Genomic DNA, 20596 nt, shown 5'->3' on the forward strand with positions numbered 1-20596 from the left:
GCGGGCCGCACACGCTTTAGGCTCAGGGCATGGGGAGTGCGACCGCGACGGCGGTGCCGAGGGGGCAGCTGCTGGCCCAGTGCTGGGCGGAGCTGGGGTCCGCGGTCGCCGCGCTGAGCAACGGTGCGGGGCGGCCGTTGGCGCGCACCGAAAAGCTGATCCTGGACCCGCTGGTGTTACGTCCGGTGCGCAACCCGCAGTTCGCCGGTGGCTCCGTCCTCGCCGAGCACGCCGCCGAGCTGCGCCGGGTGATCACCGAAGCCGGTCCGGCGCTGGCCGCGACGGCAGCCTGGTTCACCCTGCTGAAGAAGGCGCGGCGGCGAGCCGGGATCACCGAGGGCAACCCGCAGGACCTGTACTTCCAGCGCTGCTACGAGCTGGCCACCGAACACGGCGACCCCACCCGAGGCCCAGAGGCCGAGCGGATCGCCGCGGACACCATCGCCGAGCTGCACTCCCCCGGCGGCAGGCCGACTGTGGCCGAGCTGCGCGAGTTCGTCCGCGCGCACGCCGCCGAACTGACCGAGCTGCTCGCCGAAACCTGGCCCGCGCCAAGGGAGTCCACCGCGCCGGCGGCCCGGCCCGCCGACTTCCTGGCCACCTGCCCCGAGCACCCCGACGAGGGCCTGTTCACCGCGCTGGTCACCGGCCGCGCCGGCACCCACGAGTCGGCCGAGGTCGACCGGCCGGGGGTCGCACTCGGCTACGGGCTGACCGACCACGAGCGCCCGGCCCGGCCCGCGCTGGGCGAGGGCGCGTCCAAGCGGCAGCTGCCCAAACCGTGGGACCGCTCGGTGCTCGAACGTCTCTTCGCCGCCTTCACCAGCGGGTTCCACCGCGAGTCGCTGGCCGGGGTGCCCGCGCTGGTGCGTCAGGAGATCCACCGCTGCGCCCAGCCCTGGCAGCTCGCCGAGGAGGTCAGCCGGGTGACGCTGGTGCTGGGCCGCGACGCCACCGGCGGCCTGGACAACGACGATCCGGTCCCGCCCGGCGCGGCGACCCGGCTGCGCGCCCGCTGGCAGCGCGAGGCCTATGTGCGCCGGGTGCTGCGCCTGCCCGGCGCGCAGGTGCCGGACCGGCTGCGCGCGGGTGTGCACGGGGTGCGGCAGGCATACCTGCGCCGGTTGTGGGTGCGCCTGCACGGCAGGGAGCTGCGGGCCGGGCAGCTCACCGCAGGGCAGGTGTGGGACCTGCTGGACGGCGTGCTGCGCTCGGTGATCATGGACCAGCGCGACCACCTGCGGTCGGCGCTGAGCCGGGAAGCCGGTGCGGCATGACCCATCCCGAGCAGACCGCGCTGGTCGAGGCCGCGGGCGCGCTGGTGCGCTGGGACGTGCTCGGCGAGCCCGGCCCGGTCACCGAGGTGCACGAGCAGCAGCGCGCCGCCGCCTGGTTGTGGGAGCTGACCGGGGATCCGGCCGTGCTCGCCGCGGTGCACCGCCTGGCCCGCCTGAACTGGGCCCGATCCTGGTGGCCTGCCTCAACTGTGGCCGAGGTGCCGCCGCTGCACCCCGCCCTGCTGGCCGCCGAGCACGCGGTCGCCACGGCCGCGGTCAGCCACCTCCTGGACGACGAGGAAGCCACCGAACGCGCCCTGTCCGCGCTGCTTCCCCTCCCCCTCGCCGCGCTGTCGGGGCACACCGAAGCGCTCGCCCTCGCCGAGGAGCTGGCCGAGCTCGCCGAGGACTTCGGCGTCACCCTGCCCGCGCCGACCGCGGCACTGACCCGCGAGGGTTTCGCCCTCGCCGCCGGTGCCGACACTCGCCCGGGTGGCGTTGTGGTGCAACAGGGTTTGACGCCGGTGGACTGGTCGCTGGTCCCCGCGGGCGCGGTCGACGCCGCCGCCGAGGCGACCTGGACCATCCTGCGCCGCAACGGAACAACCCTCCTGGAGGTCACCGCCCGGCCCGCTCCCGGCGCGGTCCCGCCCCGGCTGGCCGCGCGGTTCGGTCCCGTCGACCTGCCACTGGAACCCACCCCGACCGGTGCGCTGACCGGCTCAATCCCGTTGCCCGCCACCGTGCTCCTGCTCCCGGCCGACCAGCGCGTGCTCACCGTCTACGCCCCCGGCTTCGCCGAGCCCGCGCCACCGGACCCAGCCGCCGCCGACCGCCGCGCCGCGCTGATCGCCCATGCCAGGACCCGCCTGGACGATCCCGCCGCCACGCTCACCGAACGCACCGCCCGGCTGCTGTGGACCGGCGCATGACCACGCCCGCCGGTCCGGCCTGGCAACGGTGGAAGCAGCTGCACAACGAGGGTGCGCACCGCTTCGCCGAGGGTGACGTGGAGGGCGCCGCCAGCCTGATGCACGAGGCGCACGCCCTCACCCTCGCCGCGCCCGGCGACCCCGAGGCGCTGGCCCGGCGCGCCCAGACCCTGATCAACCTGGCCAGCCTCACCGAAGGCGAACCGGCACTCGAGCTGGTCGGCACCGCGATCGAGCTGACCCACGAGTGCGAGGCCCAGGTCGGCGACAAGTTCGGCACGAAGTCCCTGCGCGCCACCCTGTTCGCGGTCCGCGCGCAGACCGTGGTCAACACCGGCGACTGGCAGTCCGCGCTGCCGGACCTGCGCCGCGCGCTGGACCTGGACCCGGAAGACGAACTGGCCCAACAGGTCCTCGGCCACCTGCTGACCTGGTGCCACGAGTACGCGCACGTGCTGCGTCACCACGCCCGCTTCGCCGAGGCCCGGCAGCTCCTGGACGCCGCCATCGAGGCCAGCACCTGGTTCCCGCTCCCCCAGGAAGGCGGACTGGCCGCGCTGCACACCATCCGCGCCTCCGTGCTGGCCGCCGCGGGCGAGTTCGCCGAGGCCGCCACCGACGCCGCGACCGCCCAGACCCTGGCGGAAACCGCCACCCCCCAATTGATCCCGAACATCCACCTGGCCCTGGCCGAGATCGCCGACGGCACCGGCGACCCCCAGACCGCGGCCGAACACCAGCACCTGGCCCGGGAACTGTTCGCCGCCCTCGGCGAGTCCGACGGCGAGGCGATCGCGCTGAACAGCCTGGGCCGCCTCGCCCACCTGGCCGGCCGGGACGAGGAGGCCCTGGCGCACTACACCGCGGCCGCCGGCCTGGGCGCCGACCCGTGGCACCGGATCGCCAGCGCGTTCGGCCGGGCCGCGGCGCAGGTGACGCTGGGCCGCCCGGCGGAGGCGGTGCGGCTGCTGGCGGAGGTGCCCACGGACTCGCCCCGGGTGCGGATCGGGGTGTTGTCGGTGCGCGGCAGCGCTTTCGAGGCGATGGCGGAGCTCGACCGGGCCGACGAGAGCTTCACCGAGGCCCGCGCGGCCTGCGCGGAACACGGCCTGTGGCACCTGGCGCTGAATTTGGCCTGGTGGCACGCGGACGCCCTGCTCCGCCGCGCCAAACGCGCCCAAGCCCCCAACCCGCCGAACCCCACGCCACCCGCGCCCGCCCCCGCGCCGCCCGCAGCCAGCGCTGCGGACCCCGCCGCGCCCCTCGCCGACCACGCCCCCGACCTCGCCCCACCCACCACCCTCGCCGCTCACGCCCTGGACCTCGCCCTCCCCGCCGCGCTCGCCGCTCGCACCGTGGACCTCGCCCCACCCGCCACCCTCGCCGCTCACGCCCTGGACCTCGCCCTCCCCGCCGCGCTCGCCGCCGAAGCCGCCCGCCACCGCTTCCCCGCGGGCCTCCTCCGCGAACGCTGGATCAGCACCGCCGCCGCCCCCGCCACCCGCACCGCCCTGCTCGCCATCGGCGCCACCCGCGACCTCACCCTGGCCGCCGCCTACCTCGACCACCTCGCCGCCGCCGTCGCCCTCCCCCAGCCCGCCGCCCCCGCTACCCTGCCCGACCTGCTCGCCTTCCCCGCTCCGGACGAGCTCGCCCTGGCCGCCTCGTGCCCCGCCGGACCCAGCGCCACCCCGGAACTCCCGCTGCCGCCCCGGGTCCGCGCCAACCTCGCGGTGCCCTCGCCGCTGGAACCGTGGCTGGAGCTGGCCTGGCGGCGGCACGGCATCCAGGTCCGCGGCCCGGAGGTGGTCCGCTCGTGGTGACCGTCCAACTGTCCTATGTAGACGCTGGTGAGCTCTACCTGACCTGGCGCTGGGAACACGACCCCGAACACCCCAGAGTCCTTGCCCTGCCTCGGGAACGGGTCACCCCGCCGCTGACCGCGCTGGCCGAGGCCCTGCCCACGCCGCGTCCCGGCGAGTCCGCGCACCAGGCCCTCACCCGTGCCCTCTCCGGTGGCGCGCTGACCGACCGGGGCCGGGAGTGCGCGCTGGCCACCAGCCTGGCCGCCGCGCTCATCCCGGCGCAGCTGGCCCGCGAACTGGAGTCGGCCGGTGCGGGACTGCACCTGCGGATCCAGCCCTCCCCGTCCACCGCTCAGGTGCCGTGGGAGGCGTTGCGGGTGGATCAGGCGCAACGTCTGGTGCACCACGCGAAGGTCTCCCTGCTCACCCCGGCCACCGTCCGCAACGCGCCCACCCGCCGGGTGTCCGCCCGCACCGGCCCGCTGGCCGCGGTGGTCGACCCGCCCACCCCGCTCGGGCGCGTGCTGACCGAGGTTCCCGCGCCACTGGCCGCGCTCGATCCGCTGGACCGCGACTCGTTGCGCGCGGCGCTGGCCGGGGCCGCGCGCTTCCTCTACGTCGGGCACGTGACCACCGCGGCGCACGCGCTGGAGGCTCGCCTGCACCTGGCGCGGGGCCCGCTCAGCGCCGCTGACCTGCTGGGCTGGCGGATTCCGAACCGGGTGGCCCTGATCGCCTGCGAGAGCGGCGGCGACCACCGCTACGCCGAACCCTCCGGCCTGCTCGCCGCCCTGGTGCACGGCGGGGCCGAGTACGTCACCGCCACCCGCTGGATGCTGCCCACCCACGCGGGCCTGACCCGGCTGTTCCCCGGCTTCCACGCCCCGGCCGACGTCCTGGCCACGGCGGTGCTGGCCGTGCACGAAGCACACGCGGAAGCCGATCCCGTTGCCGCGCTGAACCGCTGGCAGCGCGCCGAGGCCGACCGCTGGGAGGCCACCGGCGCCCCCGCGCACACCCCGCTGGTGTGGGCGGCCTTCGGCACCGCCTACGCCCCTGGCTAGAGCGGGATCGGATGCCCGGACCGGAAGTGGGCGCACTGCTCCGGCACGTCCTGCCGACAGGTCAGCAGGTGCCGCAGGTAGGCGCCCGCGGCTTCCAGCTCCTGGATCTCCTTGTCCACCAACGCGATCCGCTCGACCACCGTGTCGTGCCAGTCGTGCGTCGCGGTGCGTCCGGCCAGCAGCACGCCGATCTCCTCCAGGGAAAGGTGGCCGATGAACCGCCACTGCTTGATCAGCGCGATCCGGTAGAGCTGGGTGGCGTCGTAGCAGCGCTGGCCGCCGCGGCGCTGCGGGGTGATGAGGCCGCGGCGCTCCCAGTAGTGCAGCGTGGAGATCGGCAGGTCGAAGTGCGCGGCGGCGGTCCGGATCGAACAGAGCTTGTCCACCAGGCCATTTGACCTCAACCCGGGTTGAGCTTGCAAGGTAACCCTTACCTAACTCAGAGGGGGAACCTGTGCCCGACCCACTGCTGGACGCGGCCGCCGCGCTGCGCGCCGGAGAGGTGACCAGCGAGGCGCTCACCGAGTCCGCCATCGCCGCCGCCGACCGCGATGACGCGCGGCTCGGCGTCTACCTGACCAGGCTCGACGACCAAGCTCGGGCAGCAGCTCGCCGGGCGGACCGGGAGCTGGCCGAGGGGCTGGACCGCGGTCCGCTGCACGGCATCCCGATCGGGATCAAGGACAACCTCGCGCTGGCCGGAACGCCCACCACCGCGCAGAGCCTGGTGCTCGACCCCGGCTGGGGCGGCGGCCGGGACGCGCCGGTGGTGGCCCGGCTGCGGACCGCGGGCGCGGTGCTCACCGGCACGACCACCATGATGGAGTTCGGCTGCGGTCTGCCCGAGGTCAGCAAACCCTTTCCGGTGCCGCGGAATCCGCACGATCCGCGGCGCTGGGCAGGTGGCTCCAGCTCCGGGTCGGCCAGCGGGGTGGTGGCCGGCATGTTCCTGGCCGGGATCGGCTCGGACACCGCGGGCAGCATCCGGATGCCCGCCGCGTTCTGCGGGATCACCGGTCTGCTGCCCACCTACGGGCTGGTGCCGACCGCAGGCAGCGTGCCGCTGAGCCCGAGCCTGGACCGGATCGGCCCGCTCGCGCACGGCGCACGGGACTGCGCCGCGGTGCTCGCCGCGCTGACCTCGTTCACCATGCCCGAGCCCGCCGACGACCTGACCGGACTGCGGATCGGCGTGGTGCGCGAACACCACTTCCCGGCACACGGCGATCCCGCGGTGGCATCGGCTTTCGACACCGCGCTGGATGTGCTGACCGGGCTCGGCGCGGAGGTGACCGAGGTTCGGCTGCCGTACTGGCGGGAGACGATCACCGCCACACTGGTCACCGCGGACTGCGAGGGGCTGGCCTACCACCGCGCCAACCTGGCCGAGCGGTGGGCGGACTACACCGTGGCCGCCCGGGGACTGCTGGCCACCGGCGCGCTTGTTTCGGGGGCGGATTACGTTCAGGCACAACGGGTTCGCCGGGTGGCGCGGGCGGCGGTGGCCGAGCTGTTCGCCGAGGTCGATGTCATCGCCTGCCCAACCGCCTCGACCGGCGCGCCGCCATTCGACGCGCTGGCCACCCCGGCCGGGCACCAGGACAACGAGCGCCTGTTCGGACTGCTGCACACGCCGTACTGGAACGCGGTGGGCAATCCGGTGCTCGCGCTGCCCATGGGGCACACCGCGGACGGCCTGCCGCTCTCCCTCCAACTGGCCGGGCCGGATCACGGCGAGCACGTGCTGATCCGGGTCGGCGCGGCCTTCCAGGAACAGGCATGACCGCCGATCCGGGCGCGGTGGTGCGCGCCGCGCTGGCCGCCGCGGGTCTGCCCGCACAGGGAGCCGAGCTGGACGGCCTGATTTCGACCTATCCCGCCTACCGGGCCGCGGTGGACGCGCTGTACGCGGTGCCCGGCCCGGACTTCGAGGATACCGTCCAATGAGGACAGACAAGCTGATACTGTTGCTGGCCTGCGCCTGCGCGTTCATGGTGATCATGGATGCCACCATCGTCTCGGTGGCGCTGCCCGACATCGGCGCCGCGCTGGGCTTTCCCGCCGAGTCGCTGTCCTGGGTGGTCAACGCCTACACGCTGGCCTTCGCCGGGTTCCTGCTGCTGGGCGGACGGTGCGCGGACACCTTTGGCCAGCGGCGGATCCTGCTGCTCGGCCTCGGCCTGTTCACCGTGGCCCGCACCGGCGGCGGCCTGGCCACCGGGCCGGGGCTGCTGCTGGCCGCGCGGGCCGTGCAGGGACTCGGCGGCGCGCTGCTGATGCCGGTCACGCTGTCCCTGCTCACCACCACGTTCACCGATCCGGACCGGCGGACCAGGGCGCTGGCCACCTGGAGCTCGGTCGGCGCGGTCGGCGCGGCCAGCGGTCCGGTGGTCGGCGGGCTGCTCACCGAGGCGCTGAGCTGGCGCTGGGTGTTCTTCGTGACCGTGCCGATCGGGGTGGCCGCGATGGTTCTGGCGGCTCGGATCCTGCCGCCACGGGACCGGGCCAACTCCCCCGCCCGCCTGGACACCGTGGGCGCGGTGCTGGCCACAGCGGGGCTGGTGGGCGTGGTGTACGCGGTGATGGGCTCGGCCCAGGCCGGACTGGCCAGCCCCTCGGTGTTCGGGCCACTGCTCGGCGGCGTCCTGCTGCTGGCGGTGTTCCTGGTGCACCAGGCGCGGTGGGCGGCCGATCCGCTGGTGCCGCTCGGCGTGTTCCGGCTGGGTTCGGTGGCCGCGGCGAACGGGGTGATGTTCCTGCTGGGACTGGGTTTCTTCGCCAGCCCGATCCTGATCTCGCTGTACCTGCAGTACGTCTCCGGCGCCACACCGATGGAAGCGGGTCTCGGCTACCTGCCGATCGGGGTGGCGATGTGCGTCGGCGCGCGGGCGGCGGGACCGCTCACCGTGCGCTGGGGCCCGCGCCGGGCGACCGTGTTGTGCTGCCTGGTCGGCGCGGCCGGATTCCTTGCCACCGGGGCACTTCTGGGCGTGGACCAGCCCTACCTGCTCGCGGTCGCGCTGCCGGGGGCGGTGCTCGGGCTGGGCAGCGCGGCGGCGTTCACCCCGATCACGGTGGCGGCCACCGCGGGCCTGCCGCCACAGCACAACGGGCTGGCCGCCGGGCTGCTCAACGCAGTCCGGCAGACCAGCGGGGCGATCGGCCTCGCGGTGCTGAGCACGGTGTCCGCCACGGTCAGCGGTGGCCAGCCCACTCGTCCCGCTCTGGCCGCGGGGTACTCGGCGGCCTTCCTGCTCTCGGCCGCCTTCCTGATCGCCGCGGCCGCACTGGCCGCCTTCGCCCTGCGCACCCGGGACGCGTGTACGCTGTACACATGGGGACGGCGGACCGGATCGCGGCAGCGGCGCTGACGATCTTGCTGGCAGAGGGCGCGCAGGCGGTGACCATGCGCCGGGTGGCCGCGGCCGCCGGGGTCACCACGATGGCCAGCTACCGGCACTTCCCGAGCCGGGAGGCCTTGCTGCGAACCGTGGTGGACGCCGCGGTCGCCGAGGTCACCGCAACCTGGGGACAGCGCCAGGCGGACGGGACCTTCGAGCAGCGGGTGGACGGCCTGGCCGAGGACTTCCTGGACTTCGCGCTGGGCAAGCCGAACCTGTACACCTTCGTGATCACCGAGCGGCGGGACGGGGTGCGGCAGTTCCCCTCGGACTTCCAGGCCGGCGACTCGCCGACCTTCGCCCCGGTGTTCACGGTGGTGGCCGGGGCCATCCGGGACGGCCTGCTGCGCGAGGGTGATCCGCTGGAGGTCACCCTGGCCCTGACCACCCCGGTGCTGGGACTGCTACAGCTGTACCACGGCGGCCGCATCGCACTGTCCGAAGTGGACTTCCGCGCGCTGTGCAAGCGCACGATCGAGAGGGTGCTCAATGGCCTCCGCACGTGACCGAGTGCTCGCCGTGGCCGCGTCCGGGGTGCTGTTCTACTTCGGCACCGGCATGTCCCCGGTCCCCGCGCTGACCTGGCTCGCCCCGTTGCCGGTGCTGCTGCTGGCCCCCCGGGTCCCGGCCTGGACCGCCGCCGGGGCCGGGTTCCTGGCCTATCTGGCGGGGACGGCGAACGCCTGGGAGTTCCAGCTGCGCTCGCACGACACCCCGATGTGGCCGGTCGGACTGGTGATCAACCTGGGCATGTCGCTGGTGTTCGCGCTGGCGGTGTGGGGCTTCCACCGGCAGGCGGTGCGCGGGCGGGCGCTGCTGGCCGCGCTGACCGCGCCCGCGCTGTGGACCGGGACGGTGTGCCTGGTGGCGGTGGCCAACCCGATGGGGATCATGGGGACGCTGGCCAACGACCTCGGCGATGTGCCGCTGGTGTTGCAGACCGCGGCGGTGACCGGCATGTGGGGCGTGGAGTTCCTGGTGCTGCTGGTGCCCGCGACGATCGCGGCGGTGCTCGCGCCCGGGGCGCGAGGCCGCGTGCTGACCGCGGCCGTCGCAGCGGTGGTGCTGGCAGCGGCGCTGGGCGCGGGTGCCGTGCGGCTGGCCGAGTCCGGCGGCTCGGTCCAACGGGTGGCCGCGATCTCCACCAACCAGCGGATGTGGGCCCCGGACCTGGCCACCCCCGCCGGTCGCGACCTGGTCGCCGCCTACGCCGAGCGGATCGCCGCGCTGCCGACCGGGGTCCGCGCCGTGGTGCTGCCGGAGGGGTCCTTCGGCGCACACGAGGCCCGCCCAGCCGCGCTGTTCGACCCGATGCGCCGCCTGGCCGAGGACCGCGCCCTGGACATCGTGGTCGGCTACATGCGCTGGGACGGCGCGACCAAGTACAACTACGCCGCCTTGTTCCCGGCCGGCGGCGGCGAACCCGTCTCCTACCTCAAGCACCACGACCCGGTCAGCGTGCCGGGCACGGAACTTCTCCTCCGGGACCGGATCGGCGTGGTGATCTGCGGGGATGTCAACCACTCCGCCCCGGTCAGCGACTACGCCGCCGCGGGCACCGGCCTGCTGCTGGTACCGGCCGCGGACGAGGTCGACAACGGCTGGCAGCACAGCCGGATGATGGTGATCCGCGGGGTCGAGCACGGCCAGGCCACGGTGTGGGCGGCGCGGACCGGCACGCTGACGATTGCCGACGGGTACGGGCGGGTGCTGGCCGAGGCGCGCACCGACCGGCCGGAGCCGTTCACGACCGTGGTCGCCGAGCTGCCGAGTGGGCCGGGCGCCACGCCGTACACCCGGTTCGGTGACTGGTTCGGCTGGTTGTGCCTCGCGCTGGGCGTCGGCGGGCTGCTGCTGCGCGTCCGACGCGGTGACTGATCGGGACGGGGTGTTTACCGGCGCGCGGCGGGGGTAGACCGGGGCGACCTACGCACTCACCAGGGAGTCCTGATGTCTTCCACCGCAACGCTTCGGCGCACCCCAGTCCAGACTGCCGCGCTCGTGGTCGGCGTGGTGTTCCTGCTCGTGGGCATCGCCGGGTTCATCCCGGGGCTGACGACCAACATCGACTCGCTCACCTTCGCCGGGCACCACTCCGGGGCGCTGCTGATGGGCGTCTTCGCCGTTTCCGTGCTGCACAACCTGGTCCACCTGGCCTTCGGCGTCGCCGGACTGGTCTTCGCCCGCGGCACCAGGAGCGCGGCGCTGTACCTGGTCGGCGGCGGGCTGGTGTACCTGCTGCTGTGGTTCTACGGACTGGTGATCGACCACAACGGCCCGGCGAACTTCGTGCCGCTCAACGACGCGGACAACTGGCTGCACCTGGTACTGGCCCTCGGCATGATGGGGCTGGGCTTCGGCCTCGGGAGCCGGGTGCTGCGCGAAACCCGGTAAACACCGAACTTCAACTGAAAAACCCCTCACCCGTACTTCCCGGTAGCGTCTTTCCACGGGGTTGCGCGAATATGTACCGTCAGCGGCACTTTGAAGCATGTTCGCGCACACCCCAATCCCCGCCGGGAGTACGACATGCGAGTGCCCCGACCCCTGCGACGCCTCATCGGCGTCCTCTCCCTGCTCGCCCTGCTGGCCTTCGGGCAGCAGGCGCAGGCCCAGCCCGCCGAGCGGACCCTCGGCGCGGTCACCGGCATCAGCCAGGACGGCGCGACCGTCACGGTCAGCGCGGGCGGTGACCGCGTCCGGGTTGGCTTCCTGCAACCCGATGTGTTCCGGCTCTGGCTCGGCCCCGGCGGCTCGTTCGCCGATCCGGCCGGCCGCGCCATCCTGACCAGCACCGACTTCGGCCCGGTGCGCACCACCGTCACCGAGACCACCGACTACTACAAGATCGAGACTGACGCGGTGGTGCTGCGGGCGTACAAGAAACCGCTGCGTTTCGCGCTGTACCGCAAGGACAACCAGACCCTGGTGTGGCAGGAGTCGGCCGGGCTGACCTGGAGCTCCAGTGCCGCGCGGCAGCGGCTGGTGCGAGGCCAGGACGAGCAGTTCTACGGCACCGGCCTGCGGCTGGGCGCGTGGGCGCTGCGGGACAAGACGGTGCCGGTGCGGGTGGACAACAAGTGGAACGAGGGCAACAACGCCAGCCCGGCCCCGTTCTACCTGTCCACCAACGGTTACGGCGTGGTGCGCAACACCTGGTCGCCGGGCAGCTACGCCTTCACCTCGCCGGTGCAGACCACGCACGAGGAGGGCCGCTTCGACGCGGTGTACTTCGCCGGGCAGGGCCTCAAGGAGGTGCTTGACCGGTACACCGATGTGACCGGGAAGCCTTTCCTGGCCCCGATCTACGGCCTGGAGATGGGACACGCGGACTGCTGGAACGCGAGCAACCCCGACTACCAGGGCGACCACAACCGGGTGGACCACCAGAAGACCCCTGACGTGCTCACCTACGCCGAGCAGGCGCGCGCGGCGGACATGCCCTCGGGCTGGTTCCTGCCCAACGACGGCTACGGCTGCGGCTACACCAAACTGCCGGAGACGGTGAAGTCCTTGCAGGAGAAGGGCTTCTACACCGGGCTGTGGACCTCCACCGGACTGAAGAACGTCAAGGAGGAGGTCGGCGCGGGCTCGCGGATGATCAAGACCGACGTGGCCTGGATCGGCGGCGGCTACCAGAAGGCGTTCGAGGGCGTGCAGCAGGCGGTCTCCGGGATCGAGGACAACAGCGACGCACGCCGGTTCGTCTGGACGGTCGATGGCTGGGCAGGCACTCAGCGCAACGCGGTGGTCTGGACCGGGGACACCGAGGGCGACTGGGACAACATGCGCTGGCACGTCCCGGCGATCACCGGCGCGGGCTTCTCCGCGCTGAACTACGCCGCGGGCGACGTGGACGGGATCTTCGCCGGGAGCCCGGACACCTACTCGCGGGACCTGCAGTGGAAGGCGTTCACGCCGGTGCTGATGAGCATGTCGGGCTGGGGCGCGAAGAACCCCACCTCGGCTTACCAGGACAAGCAGCCCTGGCGGTTCGACGCGGCGCACCAGGAGATCAACCGCAAGTACCTCAAGCTGAAGATGCGGCTCACCCCGTACTTCTACTCGATGGCGCGGGTGGCGCACGAGACCGGCGTGCCGACCACCAGGGCGATGGTGCTGGAGTACCCGAACGACCCGATCGCCAGGGGAAACCAGACCAGCCAGCAGTTCCTGGCCGGGGACGCCTTCCTGGTCGCGCCGGTGACCTCGGCGACCTCCACCAGGGACGGCATCTACCTGCCCGCCGGCACCTGGACCGACTACTGGACCGGCACGGTGTACCAGGGTCCCGGCACCTTCGACGGCTACCAGGCCCCGCTGGACCGGCTGCCGCTGTTCGTCAAGGGCGGCGCGATCGTGCCGATGTGGCCGCAGCTCAACCACCACCGGGAGAAGCCGAAGACGCCGATCACCTTCGACGTCTACCCCAGCGGGAGCTCCAGCTTCGAGCTGTACGAGGACGACGGGGTGACCCGGCGGTTCCAGCGGGGCGAGCACGCCAAGCAGCAGGTGTCGGTGTCCGCGCCGACCAGCGGCCGCGGTGACGTCACGGTGCGGGTCGGCGCCTCCGTTGGCGACTACGCGGGCAAGCCCGCCGGCCGGGGCTACGAACTGGCGGTGCACGTGGCGGGCGCGCCGGGCAAGGTGACGCTGGGCGGCAGCGCGCTGACCGGCTACCCCAAGCGTGCCGACTACGAGGCGGCGGCGACCGGCTGGTTCTTCGAGCGCGGCGTGCTGCACGTGCGCACCGGCTCGCAGTCCACCGGCGCGGCGTTCACCGTCACCGCGGAGAGTGTCAACCTCCCAGTGCCGCAGGCGATTCCGACCAGGGCGGACGAGCCGATCGCCAAGTCCGGCTGGACGGTCAAGCACGTGGACAGCCAGGAGACCGCGGGCGAGAACGGGGCCGCGGCCAACGCGATCGACGACAACCCCGGCACCAAGTGGCACACCCAGTACTCGGGCACGGGTTCGGCGCTGCCACACGAGATCCAGCTCGACCTCGGTGCCACGCACGAGATCACCGGGCTCTCCTACTTGCCGAGGCAGGACAGCGGGGTCAACGGCGGCATCAAGGGCTACGAGGTCTACGTCAGCACTGACGGCACGAACTGGGGCCAGGCGGTGGCGACCGGGACCTTCGCCGCGGACAAGGGCGAGAAGCTGGTCAGCTTCGCCGCCAAAACGGGGCGGTACCTGAGGTTGCGGGCCACCAGTGAGATCAACGGCGGCGCCTGGACCAGTGCGGCCGAGATCGGTGCGCGAAGACTGAAGAGATAGTCCACAGTGGACAGAGCGTCGCCGGTGGCGCGGGTGTGCGAGCTGATCGCGCACCCGCCCGCCGCGGTACTGGTGGACGGCGCGGCGGGCCTGGGCAAGTCCTGGCTCGCCGCGCGGGTGCTGGCCGGGTCGACCGCCAGGGTGCGCGCGCTGGTCGAGTGCCTGGGCCTGCCGGATGAGCCGAAGGTGTTGCTGCGCGAGGTGGTGCGGGCGCTGGTGGAGGCCGGGTGCGATCCGGCGGCGGGGCGGGCGGTGATCACCGCGGCGGAGCAGGCGGACGGGTCGGCCTACCGGACCTGCGCGGCGCTGCGCGAACTGCTCGCCGAGGCGGGTTCGGTGCTGCTCGTGGTCGATGATCTCAGGCTGGCCGACCGCTGGTCCTGCCGCGTGTTGCGGTGCTGCGCGACCCGGTTGCCCCCAGGGGCCGCGATGGTGCTCACCTCCGCGCCATGGCCTGGGCCGAGGGTTGAGCTGGCACCGCTGCGGGTGGCCGAGGTAGCGGCACTGGTGGACGCGCCGGAGCCCTGGGTGGCCGAGGTGCACCGGCTCACCGGCGGGATTCCGTTGCTGGTCAACGAGGTCCTGGACCGGATCACCCCCGCCGACGGCGAGCCGGGCGCGGCGCTGGTGCGCGCCGGGCTGCCGAGGAGCGTGCTGGAACTGGTCACCAGCCGCCTGCACCCGGTACCGGCGGTGGTGCAGGTCGCCGCGTTGCTGCGCGGGCCGATCGACCCGGCGATCCCGGCGCGGGTGTGCGGGGTGGACCCGGCCAAGGCGGAGGCGGCGCTGGTGCGGGCGGTGGACGCCGGGCTGCTCGCGGTGCGCCCGGACGGCGCGTTCGAGTTCCGGCCGCCGCTGTGGGCGCTCGCGGTGGCCGAGACCATGCCGGTGGCCCGGCGGCGGCAGGCGCATCCGGCGATCGTGCGGGCACTGGACGGCGCGGCACTGCCGGAGCTGATCCACCACTGCCGCGCGGCAGGCGACCTGGCCGCGGCCGCCCGGCACGCCGAACGCGCCGCGGACCGGGCCATGCGCGCCGGTGCGCCAGCCACGGCGGTCGAGCTGCTGCGCGACCTGCTCGGCGAACCTGGGCTGCCCCGCCGGATCCGCGCCGGCCTGGCCAGCCGACTGGGCAGGCTGACCGTGGGCAGCTGGTCCTACCGCGACACGGTCACCCTGCTGCGCGGCCTGGTCGCCGACGACCTGCTGCCCGACGGTGTGCGCGGCGAGCTGCGACTGCACCTGGGCCTGCTGCTGGCCAACCAGGCCGCCGACGCCGACGCGGCCCGCGCGGAGCTGGTGCGCGCGGTCCCGGAACTGCGGCGGCGGCCCGCGCTGGCGGCCAGGGCGGTCTCCGCGCTGGCCCTGCCGCACCTGGGCACCGCGCCGATGGACGAGCACCTGCGCTGGCTGGCCGAGCTGGACCGGCTCACGCCCCGGCGCGGCGATCCCGCGCTGCTGACCGCGATCGAGGTCAACCGGTCCACCACCCTGCTCCAGCTCGGCGACCCCCGCGCCTGGGACGCCCTGCCTGCCACCGGGCACCGGCTGGAGTTGCTGCGCGGCTACCTGAACTTCACCGACGCCGCGATCACCCTCGGCCACCACCGGGCCGCGGCCGGATTCCTGGCCGAGGCCGAGTCGCTGGTGAGCGCGGCCCCGTACCTGGCGCAGTGGGCGACCACGAACCAGCTGCGCCTGGCCCTGGTCACCGGCCAGTGGACGGGCCTGGCCGAGCGGGTGCGCGCGCACCTGGGCACCGGCCCGCACAACCCGCGCTCGGCCGCCGAGTCACGACTGGTGCTGGCCCGGCTCGCCTTCGCCAAGGGCGAGTGGGCGGAGGCCGAGTCGCTGCTGGCCGGATCGGGCTGGTGCGGCTCCGCGGTGCCCGCCGCGGCCGCCACCCGGATCCGGCTGGCCACCGCCCGCGGCCGGCCGGCCGACCTGTCCTGCGCTGAACTGCGACGCAAGGGCGTGTGGGTGTGGGCCGCCGAACTGGTGGACGCGGTGGTGGAAGCCCTGCTGCGGCAAGGAGATCCGGCCGCGGCGCGAAACTTGCTGGCCGAGTTCGGCACGGAGATCGCGGACCGGGACTACCCGCTTGGGCGAGCGATGTTGGCCTACGGCAACGGATTGGTGGCTGAGGACGGCATCGCGCTGCTCATGGCGGCGGCGGAACAGTTCGCCGCCCTCCCCCGCCCCTACGAACACGCTCGCGCCGTCGAAGCCCTGGCCCGGCAGCTGTTCGCCACCGGCGAGCGGGTCACCGCCGAGCAGCGGATCGCCGAGGCCGCGCGGATGTTCGGCGAGCTCGGCGCGAGCTGGGACGCCGCCCGCTGCGAACGCCTGCTGCGCCAGCACCGCGGCCCGCTCGGCGGCGGACCGGGCAGGCGCGGTTACGGCGGCGCGCTGTCCCCGCGCGAGCGGGAGGTGGCGCGGCTGATCACCTCGGGGCGCACCAACCGGGAGATCGCGGAGCTGCTGTTCCTGTCCCCGCGCACGGTGGAGCGGCACGTGGCCAGCCTGCTGCGCAAGCTCGGCGCGCGCAGCCGCACCGAGGTCACCCCCGGGGCGCGAAGATCACCCCCGGGGCGCGAAGAACACGCCCAGGATGAGCTGCGCGGCGAGCACGGCGGTCCAGATCAGCGCCTTGCGGGTCGGCCTGGGTCCGTCGCGGAGCAGCCGCACGCCGAAGGGCACCAGGGCCAGGGTCAGCCCGCCGATGGCGATCAGCGAGACCGGCAGCTGGGTGCCCTTCACGGTACCGAAGGCGTGCAAGGACATCAGGGCCAGCGCCAGCGCGCTCAGCGGACCGAACACACCTGATCGCCAAGCGCCGAGGGCGAGCACGATCCAGCCGATCAGGATGGCCCCGCCGAAGGTGCGGAACGGGTGCCAGGTCAGCTCGCCCCAGAACCGGTAGTAGTCGAGCACTAGCTGTCCGGCCCGCGCCACGCCCTGGGTGTCGGCCAGCACGAACACCAGCTGGTCGGTGCCCGCGTGGTAGGCGCGGGTGCACAGGCCGAGGATCACCAGTGTGCCGCCCCAGTACGCCCAGACCGCCCGGGTGGCCGCGATCCGCTGGCACAGCGCGATCACCGCGAAGCACAGCAGCACGTTGCCCAGCGCGAAGCAGGCGTACGCGGCGGACATCAGCGCCGGATGTTGCTGGTGGGCCTGGAGCTGCTGCGGGAAGAAGAAGTGGAACGGCGACCGCAGCAGCGCACCGGTCAGCAGCAGGATCGGGCCCGCGATCAGCGAGATCCCGCCGACCCACCGACCGGGGAACAACGCTTGCCGCGCAAGCACATCCGCGCTCTGCCGAGTGTCGTCAACCATGGCTGGAGGGTATTTGTGGCGGCCTGGGTGGCGCGTCTGCCCGTGGTCTTCACTCCGCGGCAGATTGTCCTACCTGAGGTAGAGGCGGCCGGTGGTACGGTCCGCTCATGGTCACCGTGGCACTGCTGGCCCTGGTGCAGCTCTGGGCGTTGCTGGATCCACCGGGCCGGGTGGCCGTGGGGCCGGTCCTGCCGATGCTCCTGGTGTCCTGCGCACTGGCATTGCCCGTGCTGGCAAGGCGCCGGTGGCCGCTCGCGGCGTTCGCGGTCGCCCTGGTGATCGCGCTGACCGCCACCGTCGCGGGCGTGGTCGGCGGCGGGGTGGTGTGGATCGCCTACCTGCCTTCGGCGTTGGCGCTGTACCCGGTCGCCGTGGCCGGGCGGACCTGGCGGTCGCTGGCGGCGCTGGGCACGGCGATCACCTTGGCCACCGCGGCGATCCTGGCCTACTACCGCTGGGTGCTGCCCAGCCTGGCGGTGCCGACGCTGCCGGTGGAGGTGCCGGTGGCCTGGCCGGTGGAGATCGGCTTGGTCACCGTGCTGCTGGGCGGGTCGGCCGCGATCGGCGGCGCGGTCGCCCGGCGGCGGCGGATCGCGGCGCGCCTGGTCGCGGAGTCCTCGCGGCGGGCGGTGGCCGAGGAGCGGCTGCGCATCGCGCGGGAGCTGCACGACGTGGTCGGCCACAGCCTGAGCCTGATCGCGGTGCAGGCCACCGTGGCCAACCACCTCGGCCCCGGCTCCCCCGAGGCTTCCAGTTCGGCGCTGCGCACCATCGAGTCCACCAGCCGTGGGGCCCTGGCCGAGGTCCGCCGGGTGCTCGGCGCACTTCGCTCGGACGCCGAGCTCACCCCCATCCCCGGACCGGCCGACCTGCCAGGGCTGGCCGCCGGATCCGGCCTGGCCGTGGACCTCACCCTGCGCGGTGACCGCGAACTGCCTGCCGGTCTGGGGCTCACGGTGTACCGGATCGTGCAGGAGGCGTTGACCAACGTGTTGCGGCACGCGGGAACCGGCTCCTGCCGGGTGCTCGTCGACCGCACCGGACCGGCGGTCCTGGTCGAGGTCCTCGACGACGGGCGGGGCGGCGAACCCTCGGGCAGCGGCAACGGGCTGCTCGGCCTGCGGGAGCGGGCCGCCCTGTTCGGTGGCACGCTCAGCGCCGAGCCGAGGCCCGAGGGCGGATTCGCGGTGCGGGCCCGGATTCCGATCGGCGTCGAGGAGGAACGGTGACCCGGGTGCTGCTCGCCGAGGACCAGGTGTTGTTGCGGGACAGCCTGGTCGCGCTGATCGACTCCACCGGGGACCTCAGCGTGGCCGGGCAGGCCGGCACCGGGGCGGCGGCCGTCGAGCTGGCCCGGCGCTGCCGGCCGGACGTGGTGCTGATGGACGTGCGGATGCCGGAGCTGGACGGCATCGAGGCGACCAGGCGGATCTGCGCCGAGGGCACGGCCAGGGTGCTCATCCTGACCACCTTCGACCTGGACGAGTACGTGCACGCCGCGCTGCGGGCCGGCGCCAGCGGGTTCCTGGTCAAGGACTCCTCAGCCGCGGACGTGCTGGCCGCGGTGCGGATCGTGGCAGCGGGCGAGGCGCTGCTCGCGCCGACGGTGACCCGGCGGCTGATCGAGCAGTTCCGCGCCCAGCGACCGCCCTCCCGCGACAACTCGCTGGCCGGCCTCACCCCTCGGGAGACCGAGGTGTTGCGGTTGATCGCCGACGGCCTGTCCAACACCGAGATCGCCGACCGGCTGTTCCTGGGCGTGGGCACGGTCAAGACGCACGTCGGCCGCCTGCTGGCCAAGCTGTCCGCCAGGGACCGGGCCCAGCTGGTCATCCGGGCCTACGACGGCGGACTGGTCACCAGTTAGGGCACCGCGGTGCGACCGCCGGACCGGCCGCACCGCGATGCGCTCAGGTGATCAGCCGAAGCACAGCGGGGCGTTGATGTGCTTGTGGCAGCGGACGGTCCGGGTGGTCGAGCCGGTCTGGTTCTTGCTGTCGGTCACGGTCAGCGTCACGGTGTAGGTGGCCGCGACGTTCGGGTAGCTGTGCGAGACGGTGACTCCAGTGCCGGTAGTGCCGTCGCCGAACTTCCAGGCGTGGCCGGAGACCGAGCCCTCCTCGTCACTGGCTGCGCTGCCGTCGAAGGAGCAGCTGCCGCGGTTGCAGCGGGCGCTGAACGCGGCGGTCGGCGGCAGGTCGCCCGCCTTGACCAGGCGGCGGGTGCTGTGCGTCTTGCCGTCGTTGTCGGTCACGGTCAGCCGGACGCTGTAGTGGGCGGCCTTGCCGTAGTTGTGCGAGGCGGTCTTGCCGGTCCCGGTGCCGCCGTCGCCGAACTCCCAGGCATAGCCGGTGATGCTGCCGTCCGGGTCCTTTGTGGAGCTCGCGTCGAAGGAACAGGTGGTGTTGCTGGTGGAGCAGCTCGCGGTGAACGCGGCGACCGGCCTGCCGGGGTCGGCGGAGCCCGCCGGGTAGTCCTGGGCGGAGCTGACGTCCAGCAGCGGTTCCTTGACGTTGTCGCCGGAGTCGTCGGTCCAGTCGGTGTTCGCGGTGTCGATCAGCCGCTGCCGCACCGCGCGTACCCCGTCCCGGTTGGTGGCCCGGTTGCCGTTGGCGGTCAACAAGCCTGCCGCGCCCGCCACGTGCGGCGCGGCCATCGAGGTGCCGCTGAGGGTGGAGTAGCCGCCGTTGAGGTGGGTGGACAGGATGCAGGTGCCGGGTGCGGCGATCTCCACGGTGGCGCCGAAGTTGCTGAAGTCGGCCAGGGTGTCGTCCTGGTCGGCCCGGCAGGTGGAGGCCGCGCCGCCGCCGCGCTTGCCGTTGAAGTCGGCCAGCGCGGACACGGTGATCACGTCCGGGTGGCTGGCCGGGAAGAAGGTCTTCGCGTCCTTGTGGTTGTTCCCCGCGGCCACCGCGAACACCACGCCCTTGCCGACGGCGTTGGAGATCGCCTGGGTGAGCGCGTCGTTCGCGCAGTTCTCGCAACCGAGGCTCATGTTGGCGACTTCGATCTCATCGGCGTGCGCGGCCACCCAGTCCACGCCGGCCACCACGCCGGAGAGCTGCCCGCTGCCGTTGTCGTCGAGCACCTTGGCCGACCAGATCCGCGCCCCCGGCGCGATGCCGGTGACCCCGATCCCGTCGTCCTTCGCGCCGATGCTGCCTGCCACGTGGGTGCCGTGGCCGTGGCCGTCGCCGCCCGCGTTGTCGGTGCAGGAGCTGCTGTTCACGCAGTTGGCACGGGCCACCACGGTCAGGTCGGGGTGCTTGCCGTCCACCCCGGTGTCGATCACCGCGACGTCCACGTCCACGCTGTAGTCGGCGGTGCCGTTGATCTTGAGGTTGGGGTTGGCGGTGGCGAAGGCCCGGTCCACGCCGGTGGGCACGGTCTGCGCGGTGGTGCGCACCACCGCGGCCGGCACCACCCAGCGCCCCCGGGGGGCGCGCCGCACCGCCCCCTCGGGAGAGCGGCGGGTAGTGAAAGAGTGGGCGCCAG

At 73.5% G+C, this 20596-nt stretch carries 16 protein-coding genes; 14 read left to right on the forward strand and 2 right to left on the reverse strand.

What is annotated here, in order from left to right; genetic code table 11:
• The first annotated feature begins 29 nt into the window (after nucleotides 1-29).
• Genes ACWDY5_RS20065 through ACWDY5_RS20080 form a run of 4 tightly spaced genes read left to right on the forward strand, consistent with a single transcriptional unit; the run spans nucleotide 30 to nucleotide 5078 of the window.
• On the forward strand, nucleotides 30-1277 hold the full coding sequence (locus ACWDY5_RS20065) for a hypothetical protein (RefSeq protein WP_449723696.1): 1248 nt from the start codon (nucleotides 30-32) through the stop codon (nucleotides 1275-1277).
• The gene (locus tag ACWDY5_RS20070) at nucleotides 1274-2209 is read left to right on the forward strand and encodes a hypothetical protein (protein WP_449723697.1); all 936 of its coding nucleotides are present in this window, start codon (nucleotides 1274-1276) and stop codon (nucleotides 2207-2209) included. The genes ACWDY5_RS20065 and ACWDY5_RS20070 overlap by 4 nt, the downstream gene beginning before the upstream one ends.
• Nucleotides 2206-4032, forward strand: coding sequence for a tetratricopeptide repeat protein (locus ACWDY5_RS20075; RefSeq protein ID WP_449723698.1), 1827 nt, complete (start codon nucleotides 2206-2208; stop codon nucleotides 4030-4032). Before ACWDY5_RS20070 ends, ACWDY5_RS20075 begins: the two co-directional genes overlap by 4 nt.
• Complete coding sequence (locus ACWDY5_RS20080) at nucleotides 4029-5078, forward strand: CHAT domain-containing protein (protein ID WP_449723699.1); 1050 nt, start codon at nucleotides 4029-4031, stop codon at nucleotides 5076-5078. The genes ACWDY5_RS20075 and ACWDY5_RS20080 overlap by 4 nt, the downstream gene beginning before the upstream one ends.
• On the opposite strand, the gene ACWDY5_RS20085 is transcribed toward ACWDY5_RS20080, so the two are convergent.
• The gene (locus ACWDY5_RS20085) at nucleotides 5075-5464 is read right to left on the reverse strand and encodes a MerR family transcriptional regulator (RefSeq protein WP_449723700.1); all 390 of its coding nucleotides are present in this window, start codon (nucleotides 5462-5464) and stop codon (nucleotides 5075-5077) included. The genes ACWDY5_RS20080 and ACWDY5_RS20085 overlap by 4 nt on opposite strands.
• A gap of 68 nt (nucleotides 5465-5532) precedes the next feature.
• Here ACWDY5_RS20085 and ACWDY5_RS20090 point away from each other — a divergent pair, with 68 nt between their 5' ends.
• From ACWDY5_RS20090 to ACWDY5_RS20135, 10 genes are all read left to right on the forward strand, one after another.
• Nucleotides 5533-6861 (forward strand): amidase, encoded by a 1329-nt coding sequence (locus tag ACWDY5_RS20090; RefSeq protein ID WP_449723701.1) that lies wholly within the window; start codon nucleotides 5533-5535, stop codon nucleotides 6859-6861.
• Nucleotides 6858-7025 carry a hypothetical protein gene (locus ACWDY5_RS20095; protein WP_449723702.1) on the forward strand — a complete coding sequence of 56 codons (168 nt, stop codon included), beginning with the start codon at nucleotides 6858-6860 and terminating at the stop codon, nucleotides 7023-7025. The genes ACWDY5_RS20090 and ACWDY5_RS20095 overlap by 4 nt, the downstream gene beginning before the upstream one ends.
• Entirely contained in the window at nucleotides 7022-8449 is a 1428-nt protein-coding gene (locus ACWDY5_RS20100; protein WP_449723703.1) for a DHA2 family efflux MFS transporter permease subunit, read from the forward strand. The genes ACWDY5_RS20095 and ACWDY5_RS20100 overlap by 4 nt, the downstream gene beginning before the upstream one ends.
• On the forward strand, nucleotides 8413-8985 hold the full coding sequence (locus ACWDY5_RS20105; RefSeq protein WP_449723704.1) for a TetR/AcrR family transcriptional regulator: 573 nt from the start codon (nucleotides 8413-8415) through the stop codon (nucleotides 8983-8985). Before ACWDY5_RS20100 ends, ACWDY5_RS20105 begins: the two co-directional genes overlap by 37 nt.
• Nucleotides 8969-10357: a nitrilase-related carbon-nitrogen hydrolase gene (locus ACWDY5_RS20110; RefSeq protein WP_449723705.1), complete on the forward strand. Its 1389-nt coding sequence runs from the start codon at nucleotides 8969-8971 to the stop codon at nucleotides 10355-10357. The genes ACWDY5_RS20105 and ACWDY5_RS20110 overlap by 17 nt, the downstream gene beginning before the upstream one ends.
• A 72-nt stretch (nucleotides 10358-10429) precedes the next feature.
• Entirely contained in the window at nucleotides 10430-10873 is a 444-nt protein-coding gene (locus ACWDY5_RS20115) for a DUF4383 domain-containing protein (protein WP_449723706.1), read from the forward strand.
• A gap of 135 nt (nucleotides 10874-11008) precedes the next feature.
• Entirely contained in the window at nucleotides 11009-13762 is a 2754-nt protein-coding gene (locus ACWDY5_RS20120; protein WP_449723707.1) for a discoidin domain-containing protein, read from the forward strand.
• Between the two features lie 6 nt (nucleotides 13763-13768).
• A complete protein-coding gene (locus ACWDY5_RS20125; RefSeq protein WP_449723708.1) occupies nucleotides 13769-16588 on the forward strand; it encodes a LuxR C-terminal-related transcriptional regulator in 2820 nt (939 codons plus the stop codon).
• 620 nt (nucleotides 16589-17208) lie between these two features.
• Nucleotides 17209-18330, forward strand: coding sequence for a sensor histidine kinase (locus ACWDY5_RS20130; RefSeq protein ID WP_449723709.1), 1122 nt, complete (start codon nucleotides 17209-17211; stop codon nucleotides 18328-18330).
• Nucleotides 18327-18968 carry a response regulator gene (locus ACWDY5_RS20135; RefSeq protein ID WP_449723710.1) on the forward strand — a complete coding sequence of 214 codons (642 nt, stop codon included), beginning with the start codon at nucleotides 18327-18329 and terminating at the stop codon, nucleotides 18966-18968. Before ACWDY5_RS20130 ends, ACWDY5_RS20135 begins: the two co-directional genes overlap by 4 nt.
• A 51-nt stretch (nucleotides 18969-19019) precedes the next feature.
• Here the strand turns inward: ACWDY5_RS20135 and ACWDY5_RS20140 are convergent.
• Nucleotides 19020-20596, reverse strand: a 1577-nt coding sequence (locus ACWDY5_RS20140) for a S8 family serine peptidase (protein ID WP_449723711.1), incomplete at its 5' end; no start/stop codon positions are given.

The organism is Crossiella sp. NPDC003009 (assembly GCF_053591555.1).